The organism is Priestia sp. TRM10, assembly GCF_057808375.1.
This window is the reverse complement of the sequence record NZ_JBJZOT010000015.1, coordinates 88,668-108,780: the sequence shown is the minus strand read 5'-3', so window position 1 is coordinate 108,780 and position 20,113 is coordinate 88,668. Positions and strand designations below refer to the sequence as shown.

The window sequence follows — 20,113 nt, the reverse complement described above, 5'->3', positions numbered from 1 at the left end:
TTATAAAATTTGTAAGTATGTATAATATTTATATTGACAAATGTACGTACAAAAAATATACTGAGGTTGTTAATAAAATCAAGCGAAAAGGAAAGCGCTTCCTTTCAATTATAGATATTGAAACCGCTGTCAGGGGAGGGGATTAATATGAAAACGAATCGAGTACACATTAAACAAGCGATTACTAAGGGAGAAACTTCACTTGGAATTGAATTCGGATCTACACGTATCAAAGCAGTGTTAATTGATAATCGTTTTGAAACAATCGCATCTGGGAGTTATGAATGGGAAAACCTCTTGGAAGATGGATTTTGGACGTACAACTTATTGGATATTATCACTGGTTTGCAAGCAGCTTATAGTGAAATGAAGCAAGAAGTTGAACGAAATTATGGCATCACAATTCGAACAATTGGTTCTATTGGATTTTCTGCCATGATGCACGGATATATGGCTTTTGACCACACTGGTGAGCTACTTGTTCCATTTCGAACTTGGCGTAATGCAACAACAAGTGTTTCAGCAAAGGAATTAACTGATAGATTCCAATTCAATATCCCTGAACGATGGAGTATTGCTCACCTTTATCAGGCAATACTAAACGAAGAAAAACATTTACCTCGTATTGATCTTATTACAACTTTAGCTGGATATATTCACTGGTTATTGACTGGTAATAAAGCAATTGGCATTGGAGATGCTTCAGGCATGTTCCCCATTAATGAATCAACGCAGGATTACAATGAATTGATGGTGGAGCAGTTTGATGAACTAATTGCGAACAAAGGTTATCCTTGGAAGCTAAAGGATATTCTTCCTAAAGTTTATGTCTCAGGAGAGCAAGCAGGGGAATTAACCGAAATTGGAGCGAAAATTTTAGATAAATCACAAAACTTACAACCAGGCATTCCACTTTGTCCGCCAGAAGGTGATGCTGGAACAGGGATGGTTGCTACGAATAGTGTGAGAAAACGTACTGGAAACGTCTCAGTAGGAACCTCAGTTTTTGCAATGATTGTATTAGAGAAAGAACTTTCAAAAGTATACCCAGAAATCGATTTGGTAACTACACCAAACGGTAGTCCAGTTGGAATGGTTCATGCGAATAACTGTTCAAGTGATCTCAATGCTTGGCTAGGACTGTTCCGTGAATTTTCTGAGGCAATGGGACAAAAGGTTGAGATGAATAAATTATTCCATGTGTTATTAAATAAAGCTTTGGAAGCCGATCCAGATGGTGGTGGTTTACTTAGCTACGGGTATTTCTCAGGTGAAAATATTACTGGATTAGAAAAAGGCCGACCATTATTTGTTCGCTCACCTGAAAGTAATTTCAATTTAGCAAACTTCATGCGGACTCATCTTTTTACTGCTTTTGGTGCTTTGAAAATCGGAATGGATATTTTAAAAGATAAAGAGAATGTTGCAATTGATAGCATTTTAGCTCATGGTGGTTTATTTAAAACCCCTGTTGTTGGACAAAAAATTGTTGCAGCTGCAATGAATGCTCCTGTTTCGATTATGGCAACAGCCGGAGAAGGCGGTGCGTGGGGGATTGCTATTCTTGCTTCTTACATGATAAATAAAGATCAAAGAGAAAGCTTAGAAGACTTCCTTGACAAAAAAGTCTTTGAAGGGGTTGATAGACAAGAAATTTATCCTGATAGATTTGATGTTAAAGGATTTGAAGAATTTATTGAACGATACAAAAAAGGTTTAGCGGTTGAACAGGCCGCTGTAGATAATTTGATTTTATGAATGGAAAACGGGAGGGATTGATGTGTTAGAACAACTGAAAGAAGAAGTGTTTCAAGCAAATTTGGACTTACCTAAACATGGACTCGTGAAATACACATGGGGAAATGCAAGCGCTATTGATCATGAAAGCGGTTTATTTGTTATCAAACCTAGTGGTGTTGATTATGAAACGATGAAAGCTAGTGATATGATCGTTGTTGATTTAGATGGCAATGTTGTAGAAGGAGAGTTGAACCCTTCATCAGATACACCAACTCACGCAGTACTTTATAAGCATTACCCAGAAATCGGTGGTATTGTGCACACCCATTCAACTTGGGCAACAATCTGGGCTCAAGCAGGCCTTGATGTTCCAGCGATGGGGACCACTCATGCGGACACATTTTATGGTTCTGTACCATGCGCGCGCTTCTTGACACAGGAGGAAATTGATCGCGGTTACGAAGTGGAAACGGGTAATGTAATCATCGAAACATTTGAAGAGCGTGGGTTAGATATTTTAGCAGTTCCGGGTGTCTTACTTCATGGTCATGGTCCATTTACTTGGGGCAAAGATGCAAAATCAGCAGTAATAAATAGTGTGGTATTAGATGAGATTGCGAAAATGAATTTATTTGCACGAGAACTAAATCATTTTGCTGAAGAATTACCACAACGTATTTTAGATAAACACTATTTACGAAAGCATGGGAAAAATGCCTATTATGGGCAAAAGTAATGCAAACTATCAAACTATCAAATTAAGAAAAGAGGGTTATTATGTTAACAACAGAAAAAAAAGAATTTTGGTTTGTCGTAGGTTCACAACATCTTTATGGGGAAGAAGCGTTAGCACAAGTCAAAGCACACGCACAAACAATGACCGATGCATTAAATGAAAGCGGTGTTTTACCTTACCGACTTGTATTGCAAGATTTAGCTGTTAGTGCAGATAAAATCACAAGTATCATGAAAGAAATCAACTATCGTGACGAGGTTGCCGGTGTTATCACTTGGATGCATACTTTCTCGCCTGCAAAAATGTGGATTCGCGGAACAAAATTATTACAAAAACCATTACTTCATTTAGCAACACAATTCAATGAAAGTATTCCTTGGACAACGATTGATATGGACTTCATGAACCTAAATCAATCCGCTCATGGTGATCGTGAATACGGTTTTATCAATGCTCGTTTGAACAAACAAAATAAAGTTGTCGTAGGTTACTGGCAACGAGCTGAAGTGCAACAGCAAATTGCAGATTGGATGGACGTAGCGGTTGCTTATAACGAAAGCTTCAACATTAAAGTCGCTCGCTTTGGTGACAACATGCGTAACGTTGGAGTCACTGAAGGAGATAAAATTGAGGCTCAAATTCAATTTGGATGGACAGTTGACTATTTTGGTATTGGCGATCTTGTTCAATACGTGAATGCTGTTAAGGACGAAGAAATCGATGATTTATTGATAGAATATGCAGATCTTTATGAATTTGATTATGGTACTTACAGTAAGGAAGATTGGGAGAAGAGCGTAAAAGTACAAGCAAGCTATGAAATTGCCATTAAACGTTTCCTTGATGATGGTGGTTACAATGCCTTCACAACTAACTTCGAAGTTTTATATGGTATGAAACAGCTTCCTGGTCTTGCAGTCCAACGTTTGATGGCACAAGGATATGGCTTTGCTGGTGAAGGAGATTGGAAGACTGCAGCGATTGATCGCTTACTCAAAGTGATGAGCCATAACCAATCAACTGGTTTTATGGAAGATTACACATATGAATTAGCTGCTGGTCAAGAGTCAGTCCTTCAATCTCATATGCTTGAAGTAGACCCAACTTTAGCAAGTAGCAAACCAAAAATCATCGTATCTCCATTAGGTATTGGCGATCGTGAAGATCCAGCACGTTTAGTATTCGACGGTAAAGCAGGGGACGGTGTGGTTGTTTCAATGGCTGACTTTGGCACTCATTACAAACTTTTGATTAACGAAGTTTCTTTATTTGAGCCAACTGTTCCAGCACCAAAACTTCCAGTAGCTCGTGTGCTTTGGGACATTAAGCCAAACTTCCAGGATGGAGTTAAAGCTTGGATTGAGAATGGTGGCGGTCACCATACAGTTGTTTCATTAAATTTAACAACAGACCAAATTATCACCTATGCAAAACTTGTTGACTTAGAATATGTAGTGATTAAGTAATGCCTTTATCCTCCGAGGAGGTGCTGCTTCCTTGGAGGTGAAAAATAGATGTTCCAGAAGTTGAAGAATGAAAATGGAAACCCTTAACAAGTTATTCATGGTCCTTTTAATTGTAAGCGCAATCACGTTTTTTAGGATGAGTTGAAAGCGCTTAATATAGCGAAGTGAAACAATGTGGTTTATGGAAAACTCAGTTTTTTGACGGATTGCAGTTTAAAAATACTTTTATTATTTCTTATAAAGCCATCGATATTTTTAGTAGTGGGATAAAACCTCGAGGAGGAACTTTAATGGTTAATGAAAAGAAAATCTCAAGTGGTTTCATTTATTTTTTTGGTGCTTTTGCCGGCATTCTCTTCGGTTATGATATCGGCGTTATGACGGGTGCTTTGCCTTTTCTACAAAATGATTGGAACCTTCAAAACAACGCTGGGGCTATTGGGTGGATTACCTCTTCTGTGATGCTTGGAGCTATTTTTGGAGGTGCCCTGGCCGGACAACTTTCTGATCGTTTGGGACGACGCAAAATGATTTTAATGTCTGCTATAATTTTTGTGGTTGGATCTATTTTGTCAGGAATAGCCCCTCATAATGGAATACTTTTTTTGATTGTTTCTCGGATTTTATTGGGATTGGCTGTTGGTGCTGCTTCTGCGTTGGTCCCAGCCTATATGTCGGAAATGGCGCCTGCACGTTTACGTGGACGTCTGTCAGGAATTAATCAAACAATGATTGTTTCTGGAATGTTGCTTTCGTACATTGTCGATTATTTATTGAAAGATTTACCAGGGACAATGGCATGGCGGTTGATGCTTGGTTTGGCTGCCGTACCTGCAATCATTTTATATGTTGGAATGTTAAAGTTACCTGAATCACCACGTTTTTTAATAAAAAACAATAAACTTGAAGAAGCTCGTAAGGTGTTGAGCTATATTCGCTCTAACAAAGAAGATATTGATTCTGAAATAAGACAAATTAAAGAAACTGCCAAAGAAGAAAAGCTGGCAAATCAAAAAGCATCATGGGGTACACTCTTAAGTAGTAAATACCGTTATTTAGTAATTGCCGGTGTGGGAGTTGCTGCTTTTCAACAATTCCAGGGCGCAAATGCCATTTTTTATTACATTCCTTTGATTGTAGAAAACGCAACAGGGCATGAAGCAAGTTCAGCGTTGATGTGGCCAATTATTCAAGGCGTTATTCTCGTATTAGGTTCATTAGTATTCCTAATGATTGCTGATAAATTTAAGCGCCGTACGTTATTGACAGTAGGCGGAACGATTATGGGGCTATCCTTTATTTTGCCGGCAATATTGAATATACTCATTCCTAATGCAAGTCCGATGATGATGGTTGTTTTTTTAAGTATCTATGTAGCACTTTATTCATTCACGTGGGCTCCTTTAACATGGGTCATAGTTGGGGAAATTTTCCCACTGACAATTCGCGGGCGTGCGTCAGGATTAGCTTCATCATTTAACTGGATTGGTTCTTTCTTGGTTGGATTGCTATTTCCAATCATGACCGCTACGATGTCTCAAGAAGCTGTGTTTGCAATCTTCGGTATTATTTGTTTACTTGGAGTTTTATTTATCCGGAAAAGCGTTCCTGAAACTCGCGGTCGTAGTTTAGAGGAAATTGAAAAAATTGGAGAAAATAAACAAGATAATGGAAAAAGTGCGTAAATAGTCCTTTCATAGGATTCCTTACTTGAGGTCGGAGTTGCTACTTCGGCCTTATTTCAATAATCTACTGACTATAAAGAAGCAGTATTACCATCAAGTGTTACAAAATGTGTAGCAATTGAAGCAGGATCAAGCTTCGGTTAGGCAAATACGTGTGGTTTGATGGCCTAATTGACAACATTGAAACATTTGGTGCTTTAGCTTCTGGAAATATTGTTTGCGAAAAGTTTGGATTCACAATTGAAAATGTCATTGCAAAATATAAAGAATTAGTTTAATTGTTCGTTCTCACTTCGTGGGTTAATCACATATGAAGATTTTAATTATCAAAGGAGCCGTAAAAAATGAAATTAACACAACATCCATTTGGGGATGAAGCCTTACTGTTTACTATTGAAAATGATAATGGATTGATAGTAGAAGTTACAAACTTTGGGGCAAGAATCGTCAATCTTTTTGTTCCAACGGATTCAGGTCATAAGAACATAGTATTGGGATTTGACTCTATTGATGATTACAAGAAAGAAACATACTGTGGAGCAACAATAGGACGAGTCGCTGGAAGAATAAAAAATGGTGAATTTTCACTTGGTGAATCACTTTACAAAACGTCTATAAATCAATCAGGGAATACTTTACACGGTGGAACCCCGGGATTTGATGAGAAAATTTGGAGTTATGAAGTGAATGAGAAGGAGCAAAGCACCTCCATCATCTTTTCAACAAATTCACCCCATAGTGAGAATGGTTTTCCAGGGAATTTAGAAGTAAGTGTAACTTATACATTAGACAACTTAAATATCTGGTCAGTAAGCTATAAAGCCAAAAGTGATAAAGATACAATTTTTAATCCGACAAATCACGTTTATTTTAATTTAACAGGACATCCAAGTAAACCAATTGATGATCATTCTTTGCAAATATTTTCAGAAGAATTTGCGCCAGTAAATACAGATACCACTGTAACTGGTGAAAAACGAAGCGTAATTGAAACGCCTTATGATTTTCGAACTCCGAAAAAATTAAAATCAACCTTTGAATCCATTGATGCAGAAGTGAAAAAGGTTCAAGGGATAGATCATCCATTCTTCCTTACCTGCGCAGAACTTAATCAAATGGCAGCGAAATTAATTAGTCCTGACGGGAAAATAAAAGTTGAGGTATACACAGAAGAGCCTGCGATAGTCGTTTATACTGCGAATATTGTGGAAGGTGTACCACCTATGCACGGAGAAAAATTAATTCAACACGGTGGAATAACATTTGAAACCCAAGTTGCTCCAGGAGCAATCGAATTTGAAGACTTTGGAGACATTATTCTTCTTGCAGATGAAAATTACGCTTCCCAAACAAAATACAAAATCATTTTTTAGGGATGTAGCTATGGAAATAGGAAAGAGAAATTTCCAAAATATGACGTCGTAGATTTTTTGATTCTAATTTGACTTTAGTTAATTCAAAACTTGAGGTACTATCTGCGAATATTGTGGCTCTAAAAGTAGAAGAATGGTGTACAGTTTTAATGGCTTTTAGAAGAAATAAATAAGGCCTCTTTCTTATAAGATGGAACCACTAAATCAAAAGAAAAACCTTTTTTTTATTAGTGTTTTTGTGTTTTTAAAATATATGTGGTATACAAAATTGTTTTATATAATGTTCACTTATCGGCATCTATGTTTATATAGGCAAAAGGCATTTAAGAATCATCTTAAATGCCTTTTGCAATCTTCATCATCAGCTTTATATCTTTTTCAAGTGCTTGCACCAGAACCTATCTTCTTGTTCTCATCTAACGGTTTGTTCCATTTTTCTTCTACTGAAGGGTGAACTTTTTTTATGAAAAACGCTAAAATCACTCCAATAAGGGAAAGAACGGTAATAACGATGAAGGCAACATTTATACCATGAATCAAAGGATTTAGGACCTTCGCCTGTTGTGAAGCATGTTGTGCCGTTGTTGTCATCACCGTCACAATAAGAGCTGTTCCAATAGATGCAGCAATCTGACGCATTGTATTACTCATCGCTGCACCATGTGCAAGCAAGCGTTTCGGAAGTTGATTTAGACCTGCTGTTGTAGCTGGCATCATCACCATAGATAAGCCAAACATTCGAACTGAATACATAATTGTTATGTATGCAAACGATGTAGTGGGGTTGAGATTTGAAAAGGCCAAGGTTGAGAAAGTAATAATAACTAATCCTGTAATGACTAACCACCTAGCCCCGATTTTATCAAAAATACGCCCAGTAATAGGGGACATAAAGCCCATGACAAGAGCCCCCGGTAATAAGGCTAATCCAGCTTCCATTGCAGTAAAATCACGCATATTTTGCATATAAAGCGGGATTAATGTTTCCACGCCGATCAATCCCATAAAACCAATCATCCCAAGGATAGTCGTCAGTGTAAAGATAAAAGATTTAAATACTCGGAATTCAAGCATAGGGTGGTTCATTCTCATTTGGCGGAGAACAAATAGACAGAGACTGATTATTCCTACTCCTAAAGTGATAATAGTCAATACATCTGTCCAACCGTTATTACCTGCACTGGTAAATCCATAAAGCAAGCCTCCAAAACCAAATGAGGATAATATAATAGAGAATATATCAATTTTTGGATAGGTCAATTCTGTAACATTTTTCATGGCAATAATGGCTATAATTACATCTAATAAGGCAATAGGTAAAATGATAAAAAATAAAATGCGCCAAGAATAGTTAGCAATTATCCATCCGGAAAGCGCTGGCCCAATGGCAGGGGCAAAAGATATTACTAGGCCAACCAATCCCATGGCTGTTCCTCGCTTATTAACAGGAAAAATTAATAAAAATACGGTTTGCATCAGTGGTAATAGAATACCAGCACCAATCGACTGAATGATTCTGCCCAGTAGTAAGATTTCAAAATTTGGAGCAATCCCTCCAATCACAGTCCCAACAATAAACGTACTCATAGCAGAAATAAAAAGTTGTCTTGTTGAAAAACGCTCAAGTAGAAAGGCACTAACTGGAATCATTACACCGCTGACGAGCATAAAGACCGTTGTTAGCCATTGTGCTGTATTCGCACTAATATTCATTTCTTCCATAATAGGAGGAATGGCCGTTATCATAAGCGTCTGATTTAAAATGGCGATAAATGTGCCTGTCATAAGCAGGATAACAATTGATTTTTTATTATAATGTTGAGATGTCATTCTTTTTCTTTTCTCCATTTCTTCCCTGATAAAATTCAAGGAGCTTTAAATATTTTATACTTTCTAACATTATCATGATACTACTATTTCTATCTATATAAATGAGCAAAATTTATTTAAAGCCTGGACCTTGATATATTAAATACAGTTCTGTTGTAAAAATTGTTATTTAGAAACGTAGAGAATTCGTTTTCTTTAAGTAGTTGTCTTATGAAAGTAATCCAAACAGTTGATGGATGAATTCTTTTTGATTTTGAACGAATGTTCCTCTTTGATAAGTCTGTTACGGCTTAATTATATGTATGGTTCCTGTGTTATACATTGTATAAGTGATTTCAAGAAAATAAAAAAAGCACATACACATTGAGTAACAACGAGTTTGCGCTTTATCTTTCTTCTTAGGTATCTTTTTTTATAGAACATGAGAAAGGTGAGCTTTTTAAAATAGAACATAAAAAATCAAGTATTTTAAAATAATGAGTAAAGGATAATTAATTAAAAATATTTGATTAAATTAATTAATTGCGTTACTATTAATAACGTAGTGACAATAAATTACTAAATACAATGATATTTTTATATTATAATGCTATATCTTTTTTACGTTCACGTCAATGCTAAGGTGGGATTAGAATTTTGAGGTTGGATTAGTAAAATAGCTTACAAACCCTAAATTAAAACAGTTTGTCACAGACTTGACACATTTCATTTTCAGGAGTATAGTGGATTTGTTGTTTTTTATATCTAGTATATCGTTGTACTAAATTTATCTCTTTGTGGAATGCCAAACTTATAACACTTAATTATTGGTAGAGGTATATCGTTCTACTTACTTTATATCATGCTGATATATTCAGTCCTATAAATGAACACTAGTAAGGATGAAATACTATTTTTAGTAGAACGATATACTTAATTTCCATACTGGTATATCGTTGTACTAAATTTACCCTTTTATGAGATATCAAACTTGTAATACTTAGGTATTTGTTAATGGTATATCGTTCTACCTACCTTATATCATACCGATATATTCAGTCTCATAAATGAGCACTAACAAGAATGAAATAGCATTTTTAGTAGAACGATATACTAATAGTTTAAATGTAAGTTGTATCATCCAACTTGTAGTGTGAATACATTTTTAAAGCTTGTTAAGTATGAGAAGAAGACATTAAAGAAAGCGCTTTAGTTATTGGTATCACTAGCTTTGAAAGGAGTGAGGATATAACAAAGAAATTGATACCAAAGTGACTTAGGATGTGTAAAAAACCAGAGTTAAAACCTTTGTTAAATAAAGGGTTTTTATATAGGAGTGAAAAAATGAAAAACCCTTATATCAAATCATCTTTGGGAATGTATATAAACTACTTCATGCTCGGCATGATTAACATCATTATTGCGGCAAATATGGAAAATTTATCAGAACGCTATGGTGTAACGGTTGCACAAATTAGTTTACTTGTAACAGCTATAGGGATTGGTAAATTAATTGCCCTCTTTTTTGTTGGTCATCTTGCAGATGGATGGGGTCGCAAACCAGTGATTATTACAGCCAATTTTCTTTATTTATTATTCCTAGTAGGGATACCTACGACAACAAGTTATGTACTTGCTTTTGTCTTTGCCATTTCAGCCGGTATTGCTAACTCATTACTTGACTCGGGAACATATCCGGCATTAACAGAAGCATTTCCAAAAACAGCGAGTTCTGCTTCTGTGTTAGTAAAAGCATCTGTAGCGATTGGGGCAACCTTACTGCCGTTTATAATGGCATTTTTAGTCGCAAACCATATCTTCTGGGGATGGGCATTCTTTGGAATGGGCTTATTATATCTATTAAATGGCATTTATTTAATTTTCATGCCGTTTCCAAACCATAGATTAGTTTCAACGAAAGGAGGAGATGCGATTCAAACAGACTTTAAAGAACAGCCAAAGTTGCTTGGTGAAGGATTAGCCGTCATCTTAATAGGCTTCACTTCAACAGCATTAATTGTTGTGTGGGAAACATGGCTGCCGCAATTAGGGATCCAACTTATAGGACTTGAATCCAATCAAGCGGTACAATTACTATCTTATTTCAGTATCGGTGCTCTTGTATCCGTATTGTTGTTAGCGATTATATTGGATAAATTTATCTCACCGATTATGGTTGCAATTATTTATCCAATTGGTGCTCTTGTATCCATGCTTTTACTGTTCATAGTGGAATCACCCGACATTGTGTTAGTGAGTACATTTTTAATTGGATTATTCACATCAGGTATTTTACAACTAGCCTTAAGCATTATGATGAAGCTTTTCCCTGAGAATAAAGCAATAACATCTTCGTATGTAAATATTGCTTCGAGCTTAGCTTTCATTCTTGTACCTCTTATTATAAGTGGTTTAGTAAGTTCGATGGGAATTTCAGTGACATTAATATTCGGCATAGTTATCGCAATTATTAGTGTTGCACTTGCAGTATTTGTATTAGGTAGAATCAAAAAGATTTTTGTCTAGTTTAATTAATTTTTAAAAAAGTAAGTTTATAAAATATTTAAAGGAGATTTTCAACATGACAACAAAAGTACACGAAAAAAACATTGATGGAAAAACAAAATTAGTAGGGTTACTAGCAACACCAATCGGACATAGTCTTTCACCACGTATGCACAATCTTGGTTATACATTAACTGATTTAAACTATGCTTATCTTGCATTTGAAGTAGGTAATGATGAATTAGAAGCAACAGTTAACGGTTTTAAATCTGCAGGTGTGGCGGGATTTAACGTATCAATGCCAAACAAAATGAAGGTATTAGATTACCTTGATGAGCTGGATGATTCAGCTAAACACGCACGTGCAAGTAATACGGTAGTTAATCGTGAAGGTAAATTAATCGGTTATAACACAGATGGTCTTGGTTATGTGAAAAACTTAACCGAACACGGTGTGAAGCTGGAAGATCAAAAAGTAACACTTGTTGGTTCAGGTGGTGCCGCAACACCAATCGCCATTCAATTAGCACAATCCGGTATCCGTGAAATCAGTATTTTCGCTCGCAATGATGCGTTCTTCGTTCAAGCGGAAGAAAACGTAAATTATATTAACAATGAAATGAAAGACTTCGGTGTGAAAGCTACGGTCTTTCCATTAGAAGATAAAGAAGCATTTCGCCGTGAAATTGCAGAAAGTGCTATCTTGGCAAATGGTACAAGCCTTGGAATGAAACCATTAGATCACTTAAGTATTATAGATGACACTTTAGATGTACTACGCAAAGACTTAGTCGTAACAGATGTAGTCTATAATCCACAAAAATCAAAACTTCTATCTCAAGCAGAAGAAGCTGGTGCGAAAGCAATTAATGGTTTAGGTATGATGTTATGGCAAGGTGCTTTAGCATTTAAATTGTTTACAGGTGTTGATATGCCGATCGGACAAGTAAAAGAAATCTTATTTGGAAACGACTAAAAATAAAAAACTTCTCCTACAAGGTAGGAGACTTTGGAAAAAATCAAAAGGAGAGATATCCATGAATAAAATTTTGATGTTACACGGTGTAAACCATAATATGTTTGGTAAACGTGACCCTAAACAATACGGCACAATTACATTAGATGAAATTAATGACAATATCGCACAGTTAGCAGAAGAATTAAAGGTTGAAGTAGAAACATTCCAAACAAATCATGAAGGTGAAATGGTTGAAAAAATTCATGAAGCTTTTTTAACAGGTGTAGACGGAGTTGTGCTAAACGCAGGTGCTTGGACACACTACAGTTACGCAATTCGTGATGCTTTAGCAATTTTAACAGTACCAGTAATAGAAATTCATATGTCAAACATCCATTCACGTGAGGCATTTCGTCATCAATCAGTTTTTGCAGAAATTGCAACTGGCCAAATTTCAGGATTTGGTGAAGAAAGTTATTTACTAGGTATTCGTGCAGCAGTAGCAGCTAGTTCTAGTAAATAACTATATGATACGGAAATCATGATAAAAGTATGAGAGGAGAGTTGAAGAAAATGAAAAACCCTTATTTGAAAACATCAATAGGGCTTTACTTAAATTATTTTATGCTGGGCATGATTAATATCATCATCGCTTCAAATATGGGTAATTTATCAAGACTATACGATGTCTCTGTTTCCCAAGTTAGTTTGCTTGTATCTGCAATTGGGATAGGGAAGCTTGTGGCGCTCTTTTTCGCCGGAAGGCTTTCAGACAAACTCGGGCGTAAGCCAATCATCATTGCAGGAGGTTTTCTATACTTACTCTTTTTAATTGGCATGCCGATCACAACTAACTACTATTTAGCATTTGCTTTTGCCATTACAGCAGGAATAGCGAATTCCTTTCTTGATTCTGGCACATACCCAGCACTTATTGAAGCATTTCCGAAAAACGCAAGCTCGGCATCGGTATTTGTAAAAGCGTTTGTATCAGTTGGCGCGACTATCTTGCCATTTCTGATTTCTTTCCTATCGGCAAACGGCATCTTCTGGGGATGGTCATTCTTTATCCTTAGTATTCTTTATGCAGTAAGTGCTATTTATCTTATATTTATGCCATTTCCTAAAGTGGATAATGCCGGAGATGATAAATCAGAAGAAAAAGCAGAACTTACTTCTGAAAAGCAAGTAATGAGGGGAAAACCATCTATGTGGCGTGAAGGGTTAGTTATTATCGTCATTGGTTTTACCTCAACTGCATTATTTGTTGTTTGGCAAACATGGCTGCCTGAATTAGGAGAAGGTTTTATTGGATTAAGTGAAAACACAGCTGTACAGCTGCTCAGCTACTTCAGCATAGGTGCGCTTGTCTCTGTCCTTTTGCTGACTGTCCTTTTAGACAAATTTATCAAACCGATTACGGTATTAATTGTGTACCCAATTATTGCCTTTGTAGCAATGCTGGCCCTTTTCTTTGTTGAATCACACCCTATTGTGATAGTTTGCACATTTTTACTAGGTCTATTTACAGCAGGACTATTTCAGTTGGCCTTAACAGTTATGACTGACTTTTTTAGAAAAAACAAAGGGACAACAACGTCTTACGTCAACATCGCGGGAAGTGCAGCATTTATCCTTGTTCCAATTATAACAAGTTCTCTTGTAGACTCTATTGGGATCAGCATGACGCTTGTTTTTGATATGGTGATTGCCGTACTAAGCGTTGTGTTAGCACTATATATTTCTATTCGCAGGAAAAAGATTTTTTCTTAAGTGATAAGAACAACTTATTTTAAGAAGATGCATGACTTTATTGGGAAATTTGGAGAAAAACCTATGGGAATAGATGTTCATTGAACTAATGCTTCATTTTTTCAATAAGGTTTATATCAAGTACTACAATATAAGAGATTCAACCACTGAAAATTTATAGAGTTACGAAAAAAGCCCAATTTCTCAATTTTGATGCTGAGAAATTGGGCTTTTTAGTTTATTCTAATAGGCTTCTCTTTAGCTTTATTTTTTTGAAGTTTCTCGAATAATAAGTTCAGGCTTTAGGATAAGACGTTGAAGTTCGCTACTTTCATTATTCATCCGATTATATAAAAGATTTGCGGACTTAATACCTATAGATCTTGGAAATGAAGAAACAGTTGTTAATGGAGGATGATAAAGTTCTGATTCAGGAATATTATCGAATCCTACGATATCAATATCTTGTCCCGGTATTATACCATTCATTGCTAAGCCTTTTATGACACCAAATGCAACCAAGTCATTAAAGCAAAAAACAGCTGTAGGTGGATAGTCATTCTCTAGAACTTTTAATATCGCCTCTAACCCGCCTTTTCGATTAGGTTCAATATCTATTATAAGGGATTCATCAATTTTTAAGCCTGCTATATCATGAGCTATGTGAAACCCTCTTATTCTTTCCGTCCAAGTAGAAGATTGCTTGATTCCTCCTAAAAAGGCAATTCTTTTATGCCCCTTTTCTATCAGATGATTAACTGCCATAAGGGCTCCTGTTGTATAATCGATTCCTACATAATCAGAATTGACATTAGCAAGTTCTCTGTTAGCAAGGACCTTTGGTATTTCAATTTTATTCAATTGACTAACCGTTTTTTCTGAACTTTTAGAGACCGGGTTAAGAATCAAGCCGTCTACTCTATGTTCTATCATAGTTGAAAGTAAATGGTCTTGCTTCGAAACGGAATCAAAGGTAGTCCCTAATAAAACTGTATATCCAAGCGCTTCTAATGTGGATTGAACACCTATTAGAAATTCCGAAATAAAACTATTAGAAATGTCCGTTACAATTACTCCAACAATATCAGAATTCCTGGATCTCATATTTGCAGCAACTCTATCGTAAACGTAACCCAATTCATTTATAGAATTTAAAACCTTTTTTCGTGTTGCTTCCGAAATCCGAGGATTATTGCGAACAACTAGGGAAGCAGTTGAAGTAGAAACACCAGCATGTAATGCTACTTCTTGTAACGTGACCCGTTGTTTTTTTGATTGTTTCATACTTGTATCACCATCTTTAAAGTAATTAAAAGTTCAGTTATTTTATATAATCACACATAATAAGGTTATAGTAAGTCAAACTTGTCCTTAAAAGCCATCTTTTAAACAACAATCAAGAAGTTTTTAGGTTTTAATCATGATACTTATGTATATTAACTGATCTTACATTTTTTATAATTAAATTTATTATACCTTTAATTTGTAAAACCTGCCTTGGGCACGTCCCTAATTTTAAATAGGAATTTTCTTTTCATTCTAATTTCGTTTCATAATTGAGTGTAATCTATTTATTAGGGGGAGAGTCAAGTTATTTTCCTTAGGATAACCTTATATTAGAAAATGGCAAGCGGGAAGGGATCAGATATTTCACGATCTGATTCCTTAACTTTCAAGAATATAGGATCTGTCTTAGGGGCTAAAACACACAAGCATCAAAATAGTTCTATTTTGAACTCTTCATTTGCTTAAAGCGATGTAGCAACTTGTTCACCATTAATACAGTAATAAGAATCACATTGTTATTTGGTGAAATATAGAGGTTTATATTGTGGTACATAAGGGTATTTATTGTATGTTGAAAAGAAGAGGTAATACAAGGTATTATCATTGCCCTCATTAGAGCCATAGCTGCGTATTTTTTGAATGAATGGAAAATTGTATAGTATGTTTGGGGAGGGAGTTGTTGAATATATTTATTCTCATTTGTAGCTTATTACCCTGATGGTATTAGATTAGAAACCCGGAAATTCATAACAGAAAAGGAGATAAGTATAGGTCCGTTCGTTACATAAAGATGAAAAATTGCCCTCTATGTTCATGGCGAATCTAATAGAAGTATTTATCTATATATTGATGAAATAAAAAATATATACTCTATGCTTTACTGGCTGGTTTAGGTAGATATAAAACATGCCTTACTAGGTTAAAAAAAGCCTTTCAAACCAAATGTGAAAAGCTTTTTTAGTAAAATTTATATGTTTAATCCCATTTATGCTCCGTTTTCTTTTCCTTTTCTTTCTTCCTTCATTCTTTCTAAAACTTTATCAGTATTATTAAGAACTTTTTGTCACACAATAATCATAAATATAAGAAGAACCATTTCTGAAACAACAAATCGAAAAGTTTCGGTGCGTACTGTTATAGGAACTTTTATAACCTGTAATACCATTCAATACATCTGTTTGTCTCATATGAAAGATATCTCTAGTTCTAAAAGAAAAAAAGCAGTTTCTCTAAGCTATCATTGGAGAAAACATGAAGACTCGTTTTGTCCCCAGTTTGTCTGTAGTTCTTATTTTTGTATAATTGTATACCATGGAGTTGACATAATGAAATGAAATTTAACAAGAAAAAAATTAACGTTGTAGATATTCAAAAAGCGAAGAAAAGCGTGTTTGCTACAGGAGTAGGAAACGCGATGGAATGGTTTGATTTTGGCTTATATTCTTATTTAGCTGTTATTATTAGTCAAAACTTTTTTAGTGCTGTTGAGAATGATGAGCTAAAATTAGTGTTCACATTTGCAACATTTGCGATTGCCTTTTTAATGCGTCCATTAGGCGGTATTATCTTCGGTAGAATTGGAGATAAATTAGGAAGAAAAGTCGTTTTAACAACTACAATTATTTTAATGGCTTTTTCAACATTACTCATTGGTTTATTACCTACATATAATCAAATTGGGATATGGGCCCCGATCCTCTTATTAATCGCTAGAATTATTCAAGGTTTTTCAACGGGCGGAGAATACGCTGGAGCAATGGTCTATATTGCTGAATCTTCGCCAGACAATAAACGTAATATGCTTGGAAGTGGATTGGAAATTGGTACGCTCACTGGTTATATATTAGCTTCACTACTTGCCAGTACACTCTTTATCATTCTATCTGATGAACAGATGGCCTCATGGGGTTGGAGAATACCGTTTCTACTCGGCTTACCTTTAGGGCTCATTGGATTGTATTTAAGAAAAAGTTTAGAGGAATCACCGATTTTTGAAAATGAACTCGCTAATGATGAAGTCCAAGAGGAAAGTTTCTTCTCTATCTTAAAAAATCACAAAAAAGATATTTTGGTATGTTTTGTAGTTGTTGCCTTCTTTAATATTACAAACTATATGCTATTATCCTACATGCCTTCTTATTTAGATGAAATTATTGGATTATCGAGTACAGTAGGAACCGTATTAATTACTGTTATCATGATTATTATGGTGCCACTTACTTTAATGTTTGGAAAGCTCAGTGATAAAATTGGAAACAAGACAGTGTTCTTAATCGGTTTAGGCGGATTGACCTTATTATCTGCCCTCGCGTTTTATTTAATAAACTTGAATGCTTTAGTATTTGTTTCGCTAGGTATTCTCATTCTAGGTGTTCTGCTTTCAACTTATGAAGGCACTGTTCCTGGATCGTTACCAACGATGTTCTATACAGATATTCGATATCGAACATTATCTGTGACCTTTAATGTCTCGGTTTCCATATTTGGTGGAACTACTCCATTAGTTGCAACATGGCTCGTTCACCAAACAGGGAATAACTTAGCACCTGGTTTCTATCTAACAGCCGTGAGTATTATTGGGTTTTTAGTAATAGCATTTTTGTTCAAAAGTACTTCAGGAAAATCCCTAAAAGGTTCTTACCCAACCGTTGCTTCTAAGTCTGAGTATCAAGAAGCTGTTGAAAATCCAAAAGATTCACTATGGTGGCAAGCAGAAAAAAGAGAAGAATAAATAGAATGAAAAAGTATCCACTCAATTGAACACCTATTCGAAATATGGACACTCAAGCAAGAGCGTCTGTATTTCGTTTTTTTATGTTAATTATTTAAATGAACTGCTTTCTTACAAAAATTAAAAAGCTCGCCGCTTATGAAATTTTTTAATAATATTCTAGTCTTTTTAAGGGAGTTAATTTCATACGTTAAGGTAAGCTCAACTCACAAAAGATGATTAACATCGTAAAGAGTATTGTTATAAAGTAATTTCTACTCATAGCATAGTGTTTTTTTGTTGTCGATAAGATTTCTAATTTGGAGAGAACTACCTTTTTTCATTAAAAGGTAGTTTTTCATATATTTCATTCATTACGAGTTTTAGTAATAAGAGTTATTGATCGTTACAAAGCGTCTGATTAGTTTAAGTTCGGTAATATTTATTTATTCTAGAGTGTGGTGACCTAGGTATTTATAAACGTTTTGTCGAAATACTTACCGGACATTAAAAAATAACTACAATACTAAGAAGAGAAATGGAGGTATCATATTGCAAACTATGTTTCGTTATAATTGGTTGATTAGAGAAAAGTGGTATCAATGGTGTGAAGATGTTCCTCTAGAAGAATTACTCCGACAACGCACAGGGGGAGTCGGAGGAATCCTACATACTCTCTTTCACATCGTTGATGTAGAATGGAGTTGGATTCGTGTACTTCAAGGTAAGACCGACTTCGAGGAAAGTTTTGAAGAGTATCAAAGCTTAGAAAAAGTTCGCCAGCTAGATCGAGCGTTTCAACCTGAGGTAAGGGAATTTATAAACTCTTGGAATATTGAAAAAGAAAATCAAATTCTTTATAATCCACAACCGGATGGAAGCATAGCTACTGATGCTTGGGGAGAAGTTATACGTCATATGATTGCACACGAAATCCATCACATTGGACAATTATCAATATGGGCTCGGGAAATAGGCAAAGAGCCTGTTTCCGCCAACCTTATTGGTAAAGGGCTCGATCATACATTGCCAAGTATTTAACTTTATAAGATCCATTTTTAAAGCCTATATCTCCCCATGTTCTTCGTGAATATAAGGATTATTTGACTTTAAAGATCCTTACAGTAGACATTTATGTTATAATAATTGATGTTTTAGGAGGTGATATAAGTTGGTGAATATGAGTATTTATCCACCAGCGTTTGCAGCGTCTCATGCAAAGCCTGTTATTGGAAAGGCGATACTTTGCATGGGGTGGACTTTAAACTAATCGCCCAATGGCAATAAGCTTATCTCATTTCTGATAAATCGGCTTTGCACCTTATTTAAGTTCAATTTTTTACCAAAATAAGGAGCTGGCAGAAATGAAAAATGAAAAAGCTATTATGATAAACATGGAATCTTTTATAAGATGTGACCAATATAACTTTATTAAGGTACAAACAAAAAATCTCGTTCAAGCCAATTCAACGGTTAAAGATAAAGATGTTCTTAATGCGTTGAAATTCCATTCCCTTGATAAAGTATTAACCGTGTTTCCTGATATTTGCGAGAACCAGATGACTATCCTAGAGAAGCTGGTTGAAATAGAAGAAACAACTCAAGCAGAAAAATTTCTATCAAATCTAAAAGCTTATGTTATTCCGTTTAAACAAATAACGGAAAAAACAGTAAAAAAATTATTTCCTAAATCCAAAAAATTACAAGTTCCTCCCCTTAAAGATCTGGATTTAAAGGAGATTTCTTATTTGGGTTGGTACGATATTCGCTCAGAGAGAAAACATCTGATTGTTGATTACAATGGAAAGTTAATGGGGATACAAGGAACATTTAAGAGCAGTGTAGAGGGAATATGTGCTTTATGTAATGGATTTGAAGAAGTTGGATTGTTTATGTCAAAAGTGAAAAGTGGGAAAGAGACGTATACAACTAAAGGGAATTACATTTGCAAAGATAGCCAAAAATGTAATCACAATTTAATCACACTAGATAAGTTAAATGACTTCATTGTACAGTTGAAAAAAAACTGAGGGACTTTCCCTCAGTTTTTTGATTTCTTTACTATTTAATGTTTATGAGTTGTATATTATAG

Annotated in this window: 15 protein-coding genes; 13 read left to right on the top strand and 2 right to left on the bottom strand. The window is 35.2% G+C overall.

The features are described 5' to 3' along the window. Positions 1-147 precede the first annotated feature (147 nt). The 6 genes from ACK3CR_RS17350 to ACK3CR_RS17325 all read left to right on the top strand — a co-directional run bounded on the left by ACK3CR_RS17350 (position 148) and on the right by ACK3CR_RS17325 (position 7,000). A complete protein-coding gene (locus tag ACK3CR_RS17350; RefSeq protein WP_243519340.1) occupies positions 148-1,758 on the top strand; it encodes a xylulokinase in 1,611 nt (536 codons plus the stop codon). A 22-nt stretch (positions 1,759-1,780) separates the two neighbouring features. Beyond that, positions 1,781-2,476 carry an L-ribulose-5-phosphate 4-epimerase gene (locus ACK3CR_RS17345; RefSeq protein ID WP_243519342.1) on the top strand — a complete coding sequence of 232 codons (696 nt, stop codon included), beginning with the start codon at positions 1,781-1,783 and terminating at the stop codon, positions 2,474-2,476. 41 nt (positions 2,477-2,517) lie between these two features. Next, a complete protein-coding gene (araA, locus tag ACK3CR_RS17340; RefSeq protein ID WP_243519345.1) occupies positions 2,518-3,942 on the top strand; it encodes an L-arabinose isomerase in 1,425 nt (474 codons plus the stop codon). Positions 3,943-4,232: 290 nt separating this feature from the next. Then, positions 4,233-5,627: a sugar porter family MFS transporter gene (locus tag ACK3CR_RS17335; protein WP_243519348.1), complete on the top strand. Its 1,395-nt coding sequence runs from the start codon at positions 4,233-4,235 to the stop codon at positions 5,625-5,627. A 152-nt stretch (positions 5,628-5,779) separates the two neighbouring features. After that, positions 5,780-5,905: a hypothetical protein gene (locus ACK3CR_RS17330; protein WP_488975841.1), complete on the top strand. Its 126-nt coding sequence runs from the start codon at positions 5,780-5,782 to the stop codon at positions 5,903-5,905. Between the two features lie 66 nt (positions 5,906-5,971). Then, positions 5,972-7,000 (top strand): aldose epimerase family protein, encoded by a 1,029-nt coding sequence (locus ACK3CR_RS17325; protein WP_488975840.1) that lies wholly within the window; start codon positions 5,972-5,974, stop codon positions 6,998-7,000. Between the two features lie 378 nt (positions 7,001-7,378). Here the strand turns inward: ACK3CR_RS17325 and ACK3CR_RS17320 are convergent, their stop codons facing one another. Then, positions 7,379-8,830 carry an MDR family MFS transporter gene (locus ACK3CR_RS17320; RefSeq protein ID WP_488975839.1) on the bottom strand — a complete coding sequence of 484 codons (1,452 nt, stop codon included), beginning with the start codon at positions 8,828-8,830 and terminating at the stop codon, positions 7,379-7,381. A gap of 1,323 nt (positions 8,831-10,153) precedes the next feature. On the opposite strand from ACK3CR_RS17320, the gene ACK3CR_RS17315 reads away from it, so the two are divergent. The 4 genes from ACK3CR_RS17315 (at position 10,154) to ACK3CR_RS17300 (ending at position 14,045) form a co-directional block, all read left to right on the top strand. Beyond that, positions 10,154-11,335 carry an MFS transporter gene (locus ACK3CR_RS17315; protein ID WP_488975838.1) on the top strand — a complete coding sequence of 394 codons (1,182 nt, stop codon included), beginning with the start codon at positions 10,154-10,156 and terminating at the stop codon, positions 11,333-11,335. Between the two features lie 55 nt (positions 11,336-11,390). Then, a complete protein-coding gene (gene aroE / locus ACK3CR_RS17310; protein WP_243519360.1) occupies positions 11,391-12,290 on the top strand; it encodes a shikimate dehydrogenase in 900 nt (299 codons plus the stop codon). Positions 12,291-12,351: 61 nt separating this feature from the next. Continuing rightward, entirely contained in the window at positions 12,352-12,795 is a 444-nt protein-coding gene (gene aroQ / locus ACK3CR_RS17305; protein ID WP_243519363.1) for a type II 3-dehydroquinate dehydratase, read from the top strand. Positions 12,796-12,845: 50 nt separating this feature from the next. Continuing rightward, positions 12,846-14,045 (top strand): MFS transporter, encoded by a 1,200-nt coding sequence (locus tag ACK3CR_RS17300; protein ID WP_243519365.1) that lies wholly within the window; start codon positions 12,846-12,848, stop codon positions 14,043-14,045. A 243-nt stretch (positions 14,046-14,288) separates the two neighbouring features. Here the strand turns inward: ACK3CR_RS17300 and ACK3CR_RS17295 are convergent, their stop codons facing one another. Beyond that, complete coding sequence (locus tag ACK3CR_RS17295) at positions 14,289-15,308, bottom strand: LacI family DNA-binding transcriptional regulator (RefSeq protein WP_243519368.1); 1,020 nt, start codon at positions 15,306-15,308, stop codon at positions 14,289-14,291. Between the two features lie 1,333 nt (positions 15,309-16,641). On the opposite strand from ACK3CR_RS17295, the gene ACK3CR_RS17290 reads away from it, so the two are divergent. The 3 genes from ACK3CR_RS17290 to ACK3CR_RS17280 all read left to right on the top strand — a co-directional run bounded on the left by ACK3CR_RS17290 (position 16,642) and on the right by ACK3CR_RS17280 (position 20,051). Continuing rightward, on the top strand, positions 16,642-18,042 hold the full coding sequence (locus ACK3CR_RS17290; protein WP_488975837.1) for an MFS transporter: 1,401 nt from the start codon (positions 16,642-16,644) through the stop codon (positions 18,040-18,042). A gap of 531 nt (positions 18,043-18,573) precedes the next feature. Then, positions 18,574-19,062, top strand: a complete 489-nt coding sequence (locus ACK3CR_RS17285; protein WP_243519374.1) for a DinB family protein — start codon at positions 18,574-18,576, stop codon at positions 19,060-19,062. A 323-nt stretch (positions 19,063-19,385) separates the two neighbouring features. Continuing rightward, complete coding sequence (locus tag ACK3CR_RS17280) at positions 19,386-20,051, top strand: FusB/FusC family EF-G-binding protein (protein WP_488975836.1); 666 nt, start codon at positions 19,386-19,388, stop codon at positions 20,049-20,051. The last annotated feature ends 62 nt before the right edge of the window (positions 20,052-20,113 follow it).

Excerpts from the sequence above, each read along its gene's own strand:
- ACK3CR_RS17320 (WP_488975839.1), bottom strand. The coding sequence starts at position 8,830 with ATGACATCTCAACATTATAATAAAAAATCAATTGTTATCCTGCTTATG.
- ACK3CR_RS17315 (WP_488975838.1), top strand. The coding sequence starts at position 10,154 with ATGAAAAACCCTTATATCAAATCATCTTTGGGAATGTATATAAACTAC.
- aroE (WP_243519360.1), top strand. The coding sequence starts at position 11,391 with ATGACAACAAAAGTACACGAAAAAAACATTGATGGAAAAACAAAATTA.
- ACK3CR_RS17280 (WP_488975836.1), top strand. The coding sequence starts at position 19,386 with ATGAAAAATGAAAAAGCTATTATGATAAACATGGAATCTTTTATAAGA.
- ACK3CR_RS17290 (WP_488975837.1), top strand. The coding sequence starts at position 16,642 with ATGAAATTTAACAAGAAAAAAATTAACGTTGTAGATATTCAAAAAGCG.
- araA (WP_243519345.1), top strand. The coding sequence starts at position 2,518 with ATGTTAACAACAGAAAAAAAAGAATTTTGGTTTGTCGTAGGTTCACAA.
- ACK3CR_RS17350 (WP_243519340.1), top strand. The coding sequence starts at position 148 with ATGAAAACGAATCGAGTACACATTAAACAAGCGATTACTAAGGGAGAA.
- ACK3CR_RS17335 (WP_243519348.1), top strand. The coding sequence starts at position 4,233 with ATGGTTAATGAAAAGAAAATCTCAAGTGGTTTCATTTATTTTTTTGGT.
- aroQ (WP_243519363.1), top strand. The coding sequence starts at position 12,352 with ATGAATAAAATTTTGATGTTACACGGTGTAAACCATAATATGTTTGGT.
- ACK3CR_RS17325 (WP_488975840.1), top strand. The coding sequence starts at position 5,972 with ATGAAATTAACACAACATCCATTTGGGGATGAAGCCTTACTGTTTACT.
- ACK3CR_RS17300 (WP_243519365.1), top strand. The coding sequence starts at position 12,846 with ATGAAAAACCCTTATTTGAAAACATCAATAGGGCTTTACTTAAATTAT.
- ACK3CR_RS17295 (WP_243519368.1), bottom strand. The coding sequence starts at position 15,308 with ATGAAACAATCAAAAAAACAACGGGTCACGTTACAAGAAGTAGCATTA.